This window comes from Ktedonosporobacter rubrisoli, from assembly GCF_004208415.1.
Lineage (GTDB): Bacteria > Chloroflexota > Ktedonobacteria > Ktedonobacterales > Ktedonobacteraceae > Ktedonosporobacter > Ktedonosporobacter rubrisoli.
The window spans coordinates 86,580-101,914 of the sequence record NZ_CP035758.1; the positions used below are offsets into that span (position 1 = coordinate 86,580).

Sequence of the window (15,335 nt, forward strand, 5' to 3'; positions counted from 1 at the left end):
TTTTTTATGTCATCACTACACGAGGTAGAGAGTATTGTGTAAGACGTTTCTGGCTCATTGCCAGATGTATAGAGCCTGGCTAGCTGGTCGCATCATCCCGCTCTGGCAGGTCGCCCTCGATCAGTACATCGCCCTCAATAATTTGCGTATGGACGTGCTCTAATATGCGTGCATCGCGCATCGCGGCCAGTCCCTGACCCCCAACTGGCGTATAGGCAGCGGCCCCGCCGATCAATTTAGGGGCAATAAAAGCGGCCACATGATCAATAAGCCCTTGATCAAATGCGCTACCCAGGAGACGATTGCCGCCTTCGAGCAGCACATGCATCAAGCCACGCTGAGCAAGATCCTGCAAAACTGTCTGCAAATCGAGCTCCCTCTGGGCATTTTCCGGCAGAACTATCAGCTCAACGCCACAGGCTTGCAGGCGTTGTCTGCGCTCTGCGGAACAACTCTCACCGACAAAGACGTAGGTGCCTGCCGCTAGCTCAGGTTGGAGTAGCTTGCTATTTATGGGCAGATCTCCGTTAGTGGAGAACACAACGCGTGCTGGACCCTGCCGGGGCGCCCGCGCATAAGCCTGTTGCTCGGCGCTCAGGCGCACATTGAGCATGGGATCATCGCTACGGACTGTTCCAGCCCCGACCATAATAGCATCAACGCGATCGCGCAAATTATGGACCCAGATCCGCGCTTGCGGCCCACTAATCCAATAAGAATCTCCTGTTCTGGCGGCAAGCTTTCCATCAAGGGTCATGGCCCACTTGGCCGTCACATAAGGACGATTCCGTGTGATAAAGGTAGAGAAGGGGCGCACGATCGCGCGCGCCTCCTCCTCTTCTATGCCTACAACAACTTCGATCCCGGCCGAGCGCAGTTGAGCTATACCCAGCTCGCAGACGCGCGGATTGGGATCGCAGGTAGCCATAATGACCCGCCGTATCCCAGCCTCAATAATGGCCTGTGTACAAGGAGGTGTATGAATGGTTACGCAGCAGGGTTCAAGCGTTACGTAAAGGTCAGCTCCCCGCGCAAGTTCACCTGCCTCGCGCAAAGCGTGCACTTCGGCATGCGGCCCGTAGGGGGGCGAGGTTGCTCCCTTGCCCACAACTACATTATCGCGTACCACGACGGCGCCAACAGGAGGGCGTGGACTGGTTCGCCCTTCAACCGCGTGAGCACAGTCCAGCGCCTGGCGCATCGCTTCTCTGTCATCCATTCAGCAGGCCTCCTTCCAGACTAAAGCGTGGCTTCCTTAGCTGCAGTGCGCCTGCGTACATAGCGCTTGCTAGGAGTGAGCACAATTGGCTGTAATTCTGCAGCCTCGAAAGACGCCTGTCGTCGCTCCTCAGAAACTTGCCGATAGGACGTCGTGCGCTGAAGCGGGACGCGTTTTATAGAGCTGATCAAACTCTCCATCTGTTCGGGAGGTAGCTCCTGACCAAATTCGCCGCCGGCGGCTCGCGTAATACTCTCGTTCATCAGAGTACCGCCAAGATCATTTGCTCCAGCCTGCAGACAAAGCTTGATGCCATCTTGCCCCATCTTAACCCATGATACTTGGATATTGGTAATATGAGGATGCAGAACCAGGCGCGCTACGGCATGCATAAGCACTGCCTCACGGAAGGTAGGTCCTTTGCGCGCGCGCCCTTTCCAATAAATGGGAGCCTCCATATGCACAAAGGGTAGCGGCACAAATTCGTTAAAGCCGCCTGTGCGTTTTTGCAGTTCCCTTATGCGCAGAAGGTGGCGTGCCCAGTGCTTTGGCTGATCGATATGGCCATACATAATCGTCGCCGTGGTACGCAAGCCGACACGATGGGCCTCTTCGATCACAGAGAGCCATTGCTCGGTATTGAGCTTATCGGGGCAGAGAGTGGCCCGCACTTCGTCATCAAGGATCTCGGCTGCAGTTCCTGGCAAGGTGGAGAGTCCGGCTTCGCGCAATTGCACAAGGAAATCATGTACGCTGATCCCAAGCGTATGCGCACCTTGCCAGACCTCTAGCGGCGAAAAGGCATGAATGTGCATATTTGGCAAAGCCCCTTTGACGGCTCGTGCAAGTTGCAGATAGGTCGCTCCCGTGTACTCAGGGTGAATGCCACCTTGCATGCATACCTCGGTAGCGCCGCGCGCCCAGGCTTCCTGTGCCCGTCTCACTACTTCATCGATTCCCAGATCATAGGGAGTTCCGCGCAAGTTCTCGCTCAGCTTTCCTTTAGAAAACGCGCAAAACTGGCATTTGAAGTAGCAGATGTTGGTATAATTGATGTTGCGATTCACAACATACGAGACGACATCGCCATTAACGCGCCGACGTAACCCATCGGCAGCAGCACAGACGGCGGCAAACTCTTCGCCACGTACCTGAAACAGGCGTGTTACTTCCGCTTCGCTAAGATCCTCACCGGCTAGTGCACGGGTAATGCTGTATTGCACTTCGGGTGAAATCTGAGATTTCTTGTCCTGCGGCGCATTAAGAATCAAGTCTCGTTCAAAAGCGGGAACTGGAACACTAGCTCCAGGCGACCATTCGTCAATACGGGCCAGTCCATCGCTATCGCTGGCATGCAATACTGGCGTGACGAGTTGTGGATCTTGCCATTGCTGAGCAGCCAGCACATAGGCCGGATAGACAGCCAGGCGTTCAAGCAGAATTTTACCGGCGCGTGCAGTCTGTTCGGCCAACTCATTCAGGTGGGGCCAACGCGCCTCGGGGTTGACGTGATCAGGTGTAACAGGCGAGACGCCGCCCCAGTCATTGAGCCCAGCCCCAATAAGCTGTCCATAGGTGCCAGGGCTGAGATTGGGTGGGGCCTGGATGTTCATTTGCGGCCCGAAGATGACACGCGCAACAGCGAGCGACCAGAGCAACTCATCAAGGTCAGGCTCGGGCGCGTTGGCCATACGCGTATCTGGCTTGGCCCGAAAATTCTGAATAATGATTTCTTGAATATGTCCATACTGCTGGTGCAGGGCACGCAGGGCCAGAAGAGATTCTATGCGTTCTCGGCGAGTTTCGCCGATGCCTATCAGAATGCCCGAGGTAAAGGGTACCTGCAGTTCGCCGGCCAGCCGAATAGTCTCAAGGCGCACAGCCGGATGTTTGTCAGGTGAGCCATAGTGCGGCCCTCCGCGCTCGCTAAGGCGTTCTGAGGCGCTTTCTAGCATAATCCCCTGGGAGACTGTGACTTTGCGCAGGGCCGCAATCTCCTCACGAGTCATGACTCCCGGGTTAGCATGTGGCAGCAGGCCAGTCTCTTTCAGGACAAGTTCGGCCATCTCGGTCAGGTAAGAGATGGTCGTTGGATGACCAAGTTCGGCCAGCTCTTGCGCCACAACTTTATAGCGCAACTCTGGCTTATCGCCAAGGGTAAATAGGGCCTCTTTACAGCCCGCCTCCGCACCGGCTCGCGCGATAGCCAGCACTTCATCCTTAGTCAGGTAAGCCCGCTGACCACGCTTCGGAGGTTGTGTAAAGGTACAGTAATGGCAGACATCGCGACAAAGCTGTGTGAGCGGAATAAAAACCTTGCGCGAGTAGGAAATGCGCTGCTGATGAGCCTGGTCACGGAGTTGAGCGGCCGTGGCAAGCAACGGCGCAAGATCAGAAAAGGCAGCCAATGAGAGTGCTTCTTCGTCAGTGAGATCATAACCTTGCAAAACGGCAGCAAACATTGCTGCGGGCTCGTGGTGCATGAAAGATCGGTCCTTTCGATTATTGACAACGCAATCGACACATAACAAGCCATATGGCCAAAAACACAGCCTGGCATTTCCTCACTGCCCACAATAAGCCTCACGTGTCTCCGAGCTAAATGTAGCTTAGCGTTCTCCCTCTCCACAATAAGCCTCCCATGTCTCCGATCTTAATAAAAGCCTGGCATGGTCCCTACCTACAATAACCCCGTATTCCTCCAAGCTAAATGTAGTTTAGCATCCTCACTCCCCACAATAAGCCAACATTCTCATGTCCACCCTAGTATTATATACACGGATATATCCTCAATGTCTATACCTCAAGCAGACCTGGGCAGGGCTTATCAGTCTTGCTTATCAATATATGCCCCCATCTCGTCACTTTCTCAAAATATCAGTCTCAAAGTGTCACAAAAATGCTACCCATTCCGACTCGTGTACAGAGCAAATCAAGCAGGTACGATCACCTCGCAAATCCAGATTGCGATTTCGGGCTCAGAGCATTAGCACCTGATACTTTAACTACATAAGCACTCGGGCTATCTCCTATGCGGGATAACACCGGGACAGAAAGGTTGAAAGTTATGAATATAGCGCGCAGTATATGTGCTTACATTATCTGGATCTGGCTTGGCTCCTCCCTACTTCATGGAGTGGCCCACCTGGTAGCTGGTGCACCACTCACACCTTTACCTCCAGATCTTACCTGGTTGGGTCTTACTATAGAATTGTTTTTCTCGTTAGCACCCCTGGTAGCGCTTGTCTTACTCTACACACGCCGTATACGCTGGGGAGCTGCTCTACTTTGTTTGAGCATGCTTATCGCTCTGCTCTGGGGATTTGGCGCTCACTTTATGTCTTCTACCGGAGATAACGTGATGGCCCATGCCACAAGCCCGGCCGGGCCAGCATTTCTGATTACCAGTGTGCTGATCTTCATAGTTCCCTGGGCGGGCCTTATCATCGGCATTCACATTTTTAGATTGGCATCTCGCCAGCTATCTGAACGTAACCTCGGCCTCGTACCAGAGCTACGAACAGAGAAGGATTTACGCCATGCTCAGGCTCATAATTCTTTCTAAGCGGCGCAGCTAGAATTTTTACTTGACCTGCTAAAGAGTTTTCAGCCATACTCTTTGACAGGTCAAGGCTACGCAGGTGCAATTCGTGCTCATGCTCCACGCAAGATTAGCGCCAAGAACAGGCTACACTAATCATACGAGATCGAAACAAAAGGGCTTATAGTTTATGCACGAGACACAGACAAGTGAGATAGAGCATTTCCAGGCCTACCGCTCCTTGCTCTTCTCAATCGCCTATCGTATGCTTGGCAGCGTTATGGATGCCGAAGACTGTGTAGCGGGATCAGCAAAAGCAGATCTTCGCTCGTTTCCTCCAGGCCTGACAAAAGGGCAACATGGATAATTTGTTGCGTGTGCTCTCAGCTGAGATTGTGGTCCATACAGACGGAGGCCAGCGGGCTGTATTAGCCCGCCATCCCATTTATGGACCAGAGCGCGTAGCTCGCTATCTCTCAGGCTTGCAACACAAATACTTCTCTCTACCTGGGCTTTTGAGCCAGTTCGTATGGATCAGCCCTGGCTGAGCGTTGATCTTCTATCTGTCAGAGGTTACTTCTTTGCAGCATGTATTATCAACAAGCGAGGGAAAGCAAGCAGCTACCAACGAGGTTAGAGGGAAAAGGAAAGCAACGCAACAATTGATTGAGATGTATCAACAATTCGCTCAACGGGGAAATCCGCTGGTTGCGGCTATCGCGCTAACCTGCTCGGAGGATCTGGCCCAAGAAATCGATATTGTGGCCAATCCTGAAAAACTGCAACACATCTCTCTGCCTATTATGAACAAATGAAAAACTTGTTCATAAATAGATCCTTAACGAGATTTTGATGAGCTTCCACAGGCCTTGATTTTTTGGAGGAAATCAGGTATACTTGGTTATGTAGTTTGAAGAGGAGCCAATTGAGCTCCTCTTTTTTATAACTTCATGTATTCCCCCATAATATATGCCTCAAATAGTCTACTCACCTTGCCCCAGGCGCGCTCTTAAGAAGAGAACAGCCTTCGCCCAACTTTCCTGACTGGCTGCGGAGCCAGGTTCATCAGCGGCAAAAGTAAAGAAGGCGTGACCCAGACCAGGATAGATCGTAAAGTCAACTTCCTTACCAGCTTTACGCGCAACCTCTTGATAGTGCTGAACGTCCTGCACAGGAATACCGCGATCAACCTCACCAAAGAAACCAAGGATAGGCGCATGCACCTGCTCAACTTCCACAATAGGATTATCCGGCCGCTCATTACTCATGATTGGCGAGCCATAATAGACCACGCTCGCCTTCACAGCAGGCATACGCGAAGCAGCCAGTAAGGCATATCTTCCCCCATACAAAAACCTAAGATGCCAACTTTACGACCATCCTCAGCCAGTTTAGCCGTTATGCTGTTCAGATCAGCGAGGGCAGTCAGCACATTATGGCGCTTAGCGCGCTCTACAGCGGCTTCCATAGTATGAGTGGCAAGAGTTCCCTCCCTACAAAATAGTTCGGGCACAATTGTAGCAAAACCTTGCTCTGCCAGGCGCCGGGCTATATCGCGGTAAAATGGGCTGGCGCCAAATACATCATGCCCGATTACAACGGCAGGTAGCCGCTTCTCGGATGCATAACGATAGGCAAACGTGGGAATAGTGCGACCGCTACCGGGCATCTCAAGCTGTCGTTCGGTAGCGTCGCTATACTCAAAGGCGGGATCAACAGGATGACACATGGGCAATACTAACCTTTTCTAAAAGCGTTAACATATCACATAAAATCGTCAGAAAAGATTGTACGCTCTCTTCTCTGCCCGGTCAATATTCGCAAGCTTTTCCAATGCAAGCATCCCCTTGTGTGGTATGTCCTGCATACAATTGCACTGATGATATATTCGGGCTGGTCAGGCAGAAGCAGAAGGTTTACTATCACACAGGCAGCATCAAGTGCTAGAGCCTGAATGTCCTCCTTGCATAGTTAATGGCTATACGAAATTCCCGCCGGGGGAATATCCGCTACCCATATAGGCATTGGAGAAATTTTGCGTCAGCAGATCTGTCGCATGGAGCATAAAACAATTCGTCCTGGCACCCGCATATGGCCAGTTGCAAGGCACATCGCGGTGATTATGCGCAGTTTCCCTATATTCAAACAGTAAATGCCATTCCTTCATTACAGCCTCCACTTTTCTATAGTTATTCATATACCAGCTAGCGAAACCCTTTCCCGCTCTCTGCCCAGGATTATGCATTTGATCTTCTAAATCCACAAGTCTCCACAAGGTTTTGCGCTTCTGGTTCTCGTCACTCGACATAATCAGTAGCCTCTCACAGGCGTCAAAACGGGATTCTCCCCCTTCCCATCTCTCCAGCTCATCTCTGATATATCTTTTATCTTCCCAGGGATAGCCAAGTAGCTGCAGGATACTGGCTCGCGCGGGCAGCTTCTTAAGCTCCCAACGCAGCTGTTCATAACCCGCCCAATCAAAAGCATCGCTCTCTATATTCAGCTTTTTTAGTAACTTACATAGCTGCTTTGATCCTCGCCCTGGCAGACTGATGCCCTGTACGGCATTAAGGCGCCACCCAATCTCGCTCAACTTATCAAAAGCCGCCTTCGGCTCCACAAGGAAATCTACATCAAAATCAGCCCATACCCTCTTCTCGTCCTTAAGTGGGCGCATCTTCCGACACTTCGTCTCATCAAGATAACGTGTCGTTCCTCCTTCGATCTCCCCCAGTTCACCAATCGCCATAAAGCTATAGAGCATTCCTGAACAGGGTAGCATGCCGTTGGCATCAAAATCCGCAATATCTTCAAGATTAATCTGAGCCATAAAGCTCATTGGGCCGCAGCCCTGAGGCCAGGCAAAATCTGGCGGTATATCAGGAACTCCCCATACACGACTATTGCCTATCCGTCTATACGTTTCTGGCTGGCCTAAGGAGAAGAAGATGCAGTTCTGCGCCAGCTCAACGAGCTCATCGGCCAGTTTCATAAAATCATATGCCCACAGCAAGCGCCTTAGCCACTTCTCTTGTTTCTCGGTAATCGGGTTCCACATCGTAAACACCTCCAACAACTCTATCTATGCATTTCCTGATGTATACATGTAAATGATCTGATTAGGGATAGCTTACACCCTTAAGCTATCTGGCTATACAGACAATTAGAACCTTGTATAATATATGCATTTTTATTACTTGTATTCGACACTATATAACATACCGAGAAATAAATCAATTTACACTTTCCCTATAGGAAAAAGATACTGTTAAGCAGGTCACACCCTTTCAGGCCGCTAGCTCAGCTGAGGAAAAATGGTCGAGGACAACAAAAGGGAAAAGTGCAGGCAAGAGAGAAAAACCTGGCAGGAACATGCTTAGCCTTGAACAAGTCCGACCAGGTAGAGTCACTATAATTTACGACTGAAGGAGGCGACGATTAGCTGGCCAGCAACTCTTTCAAGCTATCGTCAAGAAACTTTGTATCTTCAGGACTCGCCCCACCGCCGGCAAAATGCCCCCAATCTGAGCGGAAGGGCCGAAAGATCGCGTTAGGCATGCACTTCGTCTCATACTCACTATCTTCGGGCGTGAAGTAGAGATCCTTATCGCCAGGCATAACTATCGCCCTGGCTTTAATACTATGCAGAGCCTTTTCGAAATCGCCATTGTAAGTAGGATTGGCGCTGATATCTCCTTTTTGCCAGGTCCTGGCCATAGCTATGAGATTATTAGCGTCTCGGCGGAAGAAGAGATTTTCCCAGTAGCCAATCAGATAATCCTCCAACGAGCTGTATCCCAGCTTGAGATAGATTGCGTCCCGGTAGAAGGCCTGTGAGAGGCCCCATCCAGCATAAACACGCCCCATAGCTCTCAAGCCTGTATATGGTTGCTCCGTATACCAGCCATTGTTCCAGGCTCCATCAGCGCATAAAGCAGCCTTGACGCCTTCCAGGAAGACAATGTTGTGTGGCCACGTTTTGGCTGTGCCGCAAAATGGGACAATACGTTCGACCATATCGGGAAAGCTGGCTGCCCACTGGAAGGTTTGCTGAGCACCCATCGACCAGCCGGTTACCAGGGCTATCTTTTGAATACCAAATTGCTCTGTAATAAGCCGGTGTTGCACCTGGATATTATCGTAGAGGGTAACTAGTGGGAAGCGCGCCTTATCAAAAGGAGGTGGGGTATTGCTTGGCGATGAAGAGAGCCCGTTACAGAGCATATTTGGGATGATGATGAAATATTTGCTGGGATCAAGTGCCATCCCTTCGCCAATCAACCACTCATTGTCGTAATGCTGTCCAGAATACCAGGTCGGATAGACAATCACGTTACTTTTCTCGGCGTTAAGCGTGCCATAGGTCTTATAGGCAAGGAAGGCATTGCGCAACGTAATCCCACATTGGAGAGGTACATTGCCAAGTTCGAAAAGCTTATAGTCCATCTCTGCATTTCCTTTCTGCACTCGCTCGCTGACACAGAACATATGCACTGGCTTAGGATTTCCCATGTTAAAGCATTGTCATAACTTACTCCTTCTTTTGGCGGCCATTTTAAGCTAGCCTTAAACAGTGCTCGCCTGCTTCATACCTACCAGGAACACGATTATGCTATATCCCGTGTAACACTACCTCATCCATTCTTAGCGGCTCGCTCACTACTATCATATCATCAGCAAGCGGGCTGGAAGAAGTTACCACTTATCCAATAATATTGCGCATTGCCATCGCCAAAAGACCTGTGTTAGACTCTCTGCAAGCCGCATGGTTTCACGGTTGAGAAGCATAGAGGAAGTCAGAAAAGGAGTCCTGTTATGTCATCTGGAGCAAATTACGACCAGGCATCTGGTTATTTAGTTGATGCCGAGAACATCGCAGAAATGGCGCGTCTCGCTAAGCAGGCTCGTCTCACCACAGAGCAAACCGGCCTGGTACCAGCTACCATAGATCTAGGGCGCTGCGCTACAATTCTTGATATTGGTTGTGGTCCTGGCGAATGGTCCCTGGCCATAGCTCAGCAGTTGCCGATGAGCCGCGTTACAGGTATCGATATCAGCACACGTATGACGGAATATGCGCAGTATCTCGTCCAGGAAAATAATCTTTCTAATGCTAATTTTCACGCCATGGATGCTCGTCGCCAGCTCGATTTTCCTGATAATTCATTCGATCTAATCCATATGCGCTTCATCAATTCATTTCTAAGTAAGGATAACTGGCCGGTCCTTCTACAGGAATGTTTTCGCTTGTTGCGCGCGGGAGGCTATATCTGCAGTACGGAGGCCGAAGGCGTAGGCGTAACCACAAGCCCTTCGTTAACTCGCTACAACCGTTTGATGACCCAAATCTTGCGAGCTAGCGGGCACGCCTTCGTTGACGAAGGTGATTCTCCCGGAATTACGGCTGTACAAATGCACCTCCTCCAGGTTGCCGGCTTTCAGACCATCCAGCACGAGGCATTTTCCTCTAACTACTCGCATGGCACGGCTGCTCATACTGTCTTGTATGAGGATTTCAAGGCCTTATTTAAGCTGCTCCAGCCAGCAGTTGTGCATTATAAGCTAGCTAGCCAGGAAGAGCTTGATGTCCTCTATCAGCGTGTACTTTCCGAGATGCAGGATCAGACATTCTGTGCAGTTAGCTTTTATCAGCGAGTCTGGGGCATTAAGCCTGCATAAGTTCACGATACGCCGCGCCCATCATAATCTACTAGACAAAAAGGTAGAGCTTCTCAATAGCTTCCTTTCAGGGTCAGGTTGTACAATATAATGCGAAGATATTAAAGGATTTTTCGCCAATCTACCAGGGAGCTTTTTTTCGATGAATAATTCTGTCTCGCTCCACACTCTGCAGGATATGCAGGCCTATTACCGCGCTCGCGCCCGCGAGTATGATGAGTGGTTCTATCGTCAAGGTCGCTATAATCGTAGTCCCGAAGCCAATGCGCGCTGGTTTGCCGAAGCTGATGAGGTTTTTGCCGCGCTCGACAGCTTTCTTCCAGACGGAGATGTACTTGAACTTGCGCCAGGAACGGGAATCTGGACCGAACGCCTTGTGCGCACGGCAAAAAGCCTTACCGCCGTCGATGCCGCTCCAGAAATGATAGAGCTTAATCGAGCCAGGGTAGCCAGCGCAAAGGTCTCATATATCCAGGCTGATCTCTTCTCCTGGCAGCCAGAGCGCAGCTACGACTCTGTATTCTTTGGCTTCTGGCTCTCGCATGTGCCACTGGAACGCCTTGACAACTTTCTTCATTCCGTAGCAACCATGCTCCGTCCTGGAGGGAAGCTTTTCTTTGTGGATAGTCGGCGCGAGCCCAGCAGTACCGCCGCGGATCATCAATTGCCAGCACAGGGCGATCAGGTTATGATACGCAAACTTAATGACGGTCGCACTTTTGAGATCGTCAAAAATTTCTGTGATCCCACGGATCTTGCTACGCGGGCCAAAATTGCGGGGTTAAATCTCACCATTCACGAAACCGCTACTTATTTCCTCTATGGCTACGGCACCCGCTCCTAAACATGGAAGCGCCTAGGATCAGCAAGCAGGATCTATTGTCTTGCCAGCTGATCCCGCCAGGGAAACGCCATCTCAATCCTTAGTCTTTTTCCCGCGCACCCATGGTACTCCAGCCAGCAGGGGGGCATAGAGATCGTCTTCAGGTTCGATATGGATTTCGGCAAGTTCATCTTGTGAAGGATCTGCCTGCCGAAACTGAATATGGGGTATATCCTCAATAATGGCTAAAGGGGTCTGTTCGCTGCCTTCGCCCATCGTTAAGACGGCGGCTGCAGCCAGGGCTTCCATAATATTGGAGACAGTTACTTTCATATTTCTACCAAAAATATCAGGCTGGCTCCGATAGTCGTTCAAGGCCCGAAAGCCGCTATGCGCCAGGGCTACGCCAGTTGTGCCCAATCGTAAAGGGGTCGTCTTGCTATCGGTAATCACTATACCTACCTCATGAAGCGAAAATCTTTGGCGAAAATAGGCGCGCAACTCATTAGCTGTCTTCTGCGCATTTCTGGGCCAGAGGATATAATAGCCGTCTCCATTCGATTCATCTATGCCCGCCGCCGGAATCAAAATATTCTCTTTAATAGTGAGGGTATAGTTATATTTGCTGTGCTCAGGAGGAAGGATATAGTCAGCTTCCCGAGCCACGAGATCGGCTTTTATCGCCTCATCTAATCTGACTACCCTTCCCTCGCTGATAGCGACAATCTTCGATGAGATGGCCACGACTGACTTCTCTTTCAGAGACGGGACATATTTATCAAGAATGGCAAATAGATCGCGGTTCTGGACAGTGATCTTCTCTGTTTTGACTGGCGTAACTTGCATATATTTCTTCTTCCTGCAACACGATATGTAGTCTTAAGCTTTCGTTTGGGATCTTCACTCTTGCGAAAAACAACCGGGCCGGTTTGTTTCCCTGGGGCGCTGTTGTAAAGATAAGCTTTGCCCTAGAGTATACAACAAGAGGGTGTGCCAGGTTGGACTAAGCTATCTCGGCCCCTTTATCAGGTTTCAGGAATTTTGTGTTTCTTGAGATTCTATGCCAGCCAGGTGCGCTAACACTTTGAAGAGAATCGCGAAATCCTCCTGCCCCCATCCCATGGCCCGCGCTATAGTGAGCATTTCATTAGCGGCAGCTACCGTAGGCAACGGAACATCCAGGCTGCGCCCCATCTCCTGAGCAAGCACAAGATCCTTCTGCATCATGTTCACATTGAACATCACTTCATCAGGCTTCTTAAGGATAAATGGCGTTCTATATTTTAGCGAAGGGGACGCAAGAACGGTATTTAACCACACTTCCATCGCGGTTTCGCGCGGTATACCAACCTTTTCGGCCAGCACTACACCTTCGCTAAAGGCGAGAAGTTGTACTGGTAGGCTTAGATTGATAGCTATTTTCATGGCAAGCGCAAGTCCATTCGCGCCCACATAGTTTACCTTTGGCCCGATATCCAGCAGAATCGGCTTTACCTTTTCAAATATCTCCTTCTCGCCACCTACCATAATGGCCAACTGGCCCGCTTCAAGGGTAATAGGGCTGCCCGATACTGGCGCATCAAGCATGCTTGCCCCTTGGGCAGCCACGCGCCCGGCAATCTCCTGTGAAGCTTTGGGGCTAACAGTACTCATATCGACATAAATCTTGCCTGCCCGTAAGCCCGCCAGTATTCCCTCACTGCCATTCACTACATTCTCCAACGCGTTGGTATCAGTAAGCATGCTAAAGCTTATCTCAGCCATTTCAGCGACTGCGCGTGGCGTCTGTCCCCACTGCATACCAGCGTCAAGTAACCACTGCGCTTTTGCTTGGGTTCGGTTATAGCCAATCACAACATGGCCAGCTTCAAGTAGCCGCTTCGCGATCCGCCCACCCATGGCGCCAAGACCAATAAAACCAAGCTTTGCCATATATTTCCTCCATGAAACTCCTTCTATACTCTCACTTGTATACCCCTTCAAACCTTCCCAGGTTGATCATCATATCATTTTTTCAGTCTATCCCACCAATCCCGCTAGCTCTTCCGGCCTGCGTGATAACTGGCTTACATGATCATTAATACTTTTTTTGCTTCCTTCATGCTCATCTTTCCTGGATACACGGCTTTTCTGACAAGTTTCAGAACTAGAGGAGTGGTAAGAATACGTCCCTAGAAGTATACGCTGATACAACTTTCGTTTTATACTTGTCTCAAGGGTTGCATTAGCGCTACTGCGCAATCGGAGGGAGCAATGATACGTAGAAAGATGTATTATTCTGTGACACACATGCGACAACAGGCCTTAAATACAGCAGAAGAATCCTTCGGATGAAGGGATACTATACGCATAAACAACTTATTGACCGTATACAGGAGGGCATCCCTTGAAACGTTATCTCTCTGAGATAAAGCGGTCCTGGTTCATCATAGTTTTTTGTCTGGGATTAACCACGGCTTTAGCTTTTCTCATTGCTAAGCATCAGGAGGCATATCAAGCTTCCTCAATTATACAGGTTACGGCCTTTGGTAATGATAACTCCCCCACCCAAATGAGCCTTAAGGATAGCAGCGATCAGGCAACATACGATGCCTCCGAGCTTGTCAGCGCTGCTGTCCTAAACTATATTTATGCTCACTCCACTCCTTTACAACACAGTGGCTACACGGCTAACGATCTTCTCGCTGACGTCCAGGCCAGTAGTGGTGCAAGCGCTCTTGCCGCCGGAAAAAAAGGAAATAAGGCTACTAGCTCAGGGGGAACGCAGATAGCCATTACAGCTACGGCAAATGATCAGAACGCTGCAGTTATTATGGCCAACGAAGTTGCCCAGGGATACTTGAATTACAAGCAAGATCTCAACAATCAAGCGCTGGCCTCGCGCCACAAAGCGCTCCTGGCCCAGTTTGATCAGCTCAATCAGCAGATCGTTGCAGCTGAACAGCAGATCACAGCGGCTCCAACCAATTCTCCACAGGCGCAAGCTGCTTCGGCCAATTTGCGAAGTCTCCTCAAATTACGCAGTGCCCTGACTACTCAGCTGGCTGTCTTGCCATCTCAGGCATCCAGCAATCTCTCTATCTTAGGCTATGCAAGCATGGAGAATACGCGTGCAACAACAAATCTCACATTACTACTCGCTATCTCTTTCATCGGAGGCATCCTAGCAGGCCTCCTGTTCATAGCCTTGATAAGCAAATTAAAGAGCAAATCAATCAGCGCAGAGCGACTAGGCGAGGAACTACATCTGACGTATCTAGGAAATTTACCCCATGATAGAACCTTTGCCAGTACGCCCATTCAGCCGCCTGACACTATTACCCGTAATATAGTGAATATAGGGGCTAATTTACGGCTTACTGGTATCTTACCAGACCAATGGCAAGCGCCCCACGCGGCGATTGTCCTGGTAACCAGCATCCAGCCTCGGGCCGGCAAAACGAGCACGGCCGCTTCCCTGGCCGTTACGTTAGCGCGCGGTGGTTTTAACACATTGCTCATCGACGGAAATCTACGCCAGGCCTCTACCCATCTTACCTTCGGCTTCTCCTCTTTTAGACCCGGCCTTGGCGACCTGCTTAGTACTGGAGGCAATTTAGATGCTGCAGTAAAACCGTGTCCTATCCCAGGTATTGGGCTTTTGCCTGGGGGTAGTCCTATTCCAAATTCGACACTGCTTGGCCAACGTCTTCCAGCTATCCTTGAACACTTCCGTCGCCGGGTCGATCTGATTATCGTTGATGGACCCGAGCTGTTCGATGGAGCAGAGGCCAGCGTGTTTGCCAGTATGGTGGATGGCATCATGCTAGTTGTCGATGCGCGCCATACCCCCTCAGCACTACTACAAAGGGCCAGAGAATTGCTAAGTGACCTCTCAAGCGCTCCAATAGGAGTTGTCCTAAATCACTCTGCTAATGCAGGCATTTACCATTACTTCGCACAGGTGAGCAGCCAGTCGCTGCAGCGACGACGATCTAAAAGGGCCTCTGGTAGTGCTCTTCTCCCTCCATACCTTGTGCATATGAAATGAGCTTCCAGGCGCACAAGCAGAGCGGCATATAGCCAACTGGTGG

The 15,335-nt window shown here is 50.3% G+C and carries 12 protein-coding genes and 2 pseudogenes; 7 read left to right on the plus strand and 7 right to left on the minus strand.

Annotation, left to right across the window (positions count from 1 at the left end; all coding sequences use genetic code 11):
- Positions 1–79: 79 nt before the first annotated feature.
- A complete protein-coding gene (gene ribD, locus EPA93_RS00445) occupies positions 80–1,219 on the minus strand; it encodes a bifunctional diaminohydroxyphosphoribosylaminopyrimidine deaminase/5-amino-6-(5-phosphoribosylamino)uracil reductase RibD (RefSeq protein ID WP_129885141.1) in 1,140 nt (379 codons plus the stop codon).
- 20 nt (positions 1,220–1,239) lie between these two features.
- A complete protein-coding gene (gene cofH, locus EPA93_RS00450; RefSeq protein WP_207229398.1) occupies positions 1,240–3,702 on the minus strand; it encodes a 5-amino-6-(D-ribitylamino)uracil--L-tyrosine 4-hydroxyphenyl transferase CofH in 2,463 nt (820 codons plus the stop codon).
- Positions 3,703–4,286: 584 nt separating this feature from the next.
- Here cofH and EPA93_RS00455 point away from each other — a divergent pair.
- The 4 genes and pseudogenes from EPA93_RS00455 (at position 4,287) to EPA93_RS00470 (ending at position 5,575) form a co-directional block, all read left to right on the plus strand.
- Positions 4,287–4,784: a hypothetical protein gene (locus EPA93_RS00455; protein WP_129885142.1), complete on the plus strand. Its 498-nt coding sequence runs from the start codon at positions 4,287–4,289 to the stop codon at positions 4,782–4,784.
- A gap of 166 nt (positions 4,785–4,950) precedes the next feature.
- A pseudogene (locus tag EPA93_RS50775) lies at positions 4,951–5,061 on the plus strand (sigma factor); the annotation flags it as partial.
- 58 nt (positions 5,062–5,119) lie between these two features.
- Positions 5,120–5,308 carry a sigma-70 family RNA polymerase sigma factor family protein gene (locus tag EPA93_RS00465; protein ID WP_129885143.1) on the plus strand — a complete coding sequence of 63 codons (189 nt, stop codon included), beginning with the start codon at positions 5,120–5,122 and terminating at the stop codon, positions 5,306–5,308.
- A gap of 33 nt (positions 5,309–5,341) precedes the next feature.
- Positions 5,342–5,575, plus strand: coding sequence for a hypothetical protein (locus tag EPA93_RS00470; RefSeq protein ID WP_129885144.1), 234 nt, complete (start codon positions 5,342–5,344; stop codon positions 5,573–5,575).
- Positions 5,576–5,743: 168 nt separating this feature from the next.
- Here the strand turns inward: EPA93_RS00470 and EPA93_RS50780 are convergent.
- From EPA93_RS50780 to EPA93_RS00490, 3 genes and pseudogenes are all read right to left on the minus strand, one after another.
- Positions 5,744–6,489: pseudogene (locus tag EPA93_RS50780) on the minus strand (dienelactone hydrolase family protein).
- A gap of 249 nt (positions 6,490–6,738) precedes the next feature.
- Entirely contained in the window at positions 6,739–7,818 is a 1,080-nt protein-coding gene (locus EPA93_RS00485) for a DUF1963 domain-containing protein (protein ID WP_129885147.1), read from the minus strand.
- Positions 7,819–8,198: 380 nt separating this feature from the next.
- Positions 8,199–9,206 carry an alpha/beta fold hydrolase gene (locus tag EPA93_RS00490; RefSeq protein ID WP_129885148.1) on the minus strand — a complete coding sequence of 336 codons (1,008 nt, stop codon included), beginning with the start codon at positions 9,204–9,206 and terminating at the stop codon, positions 8,199–8,201.
- Between the two features lie 369 nt (positions 9,207–9,575).
- Here EPA93_RS00490 and EPA93_RS00495 point away from each other — a divergent pair, with 369 nt between their 5' ends.
- Entirely contained in the window at positions 9,576–10,439 is an 864-nt protein-coding gene (locus EPA93_RS00495) for a class I SAM-dependent methyltransferase (RefSeq protein ID WP_129885149.1), read from the plus strand.
- Positions 10,440–10,581: 142 nt separating this feature from the next.
- Positions 10,582–11,283: a class I SAM-dependent methyltransferase gene (locus tag EPA93_RS00500; RefSeq protein WP_129885150.1), complete on the plus strand. Its 702-nt coding sequence runs from the start codon at positions 10,582–10,584 to the stop codon at positions 11,281–11,283.
- Between the two features lie 72 nt (positions 11,284–11,355).
- Here the strand turns inward: EPA93_RS00500 and EPA93_RS00505 are convergent, their stop codons facing one another.
- Positions 11,356–12,108 (minus strand): coenzyme F420-0:L-glutamate ligase, encoded by a 753-nt coding sequence (locus tag EPA93_RS00505; protein ID WP_129885151.1) that lies wholly within the window; start codon positions 12,106–12,108, stop codon positions 11,356–11,358.
- Between the two features lie 186 nt (positions 12,109–12,294).
- Positions 12,295–13,194 carry an NAD(P)-dependent oxidoreductase gene (locus EPA93_RS00510; protein ID WP_129885152.1) on the minus strand — a complete coding sequence of 300 codons (900 nt, stop codon included), beginning with the start codon at positions 13,192–13,194 and terminating at the stop codon, positions 12,295–12,297.
- A gap of 454 nt (positions 13,195–13,648) precedes the next feature.
- On the opposite strand from EPA93_RS00510, the gene EPA93_RS00515 reads away from it, so the two are divergent.
- Positions 13,649–15,292, plus strand: coding sequence for a hypothetical protein (locus EPA93_RS00515; protein ID WP_129885153.1), 1,644 nt, complete (start codon positions 13,649–13,651; stop codon positions 15,290–15,292).
- Positions 15,293–15,335 lie beyond the last annotated feature (43 nt).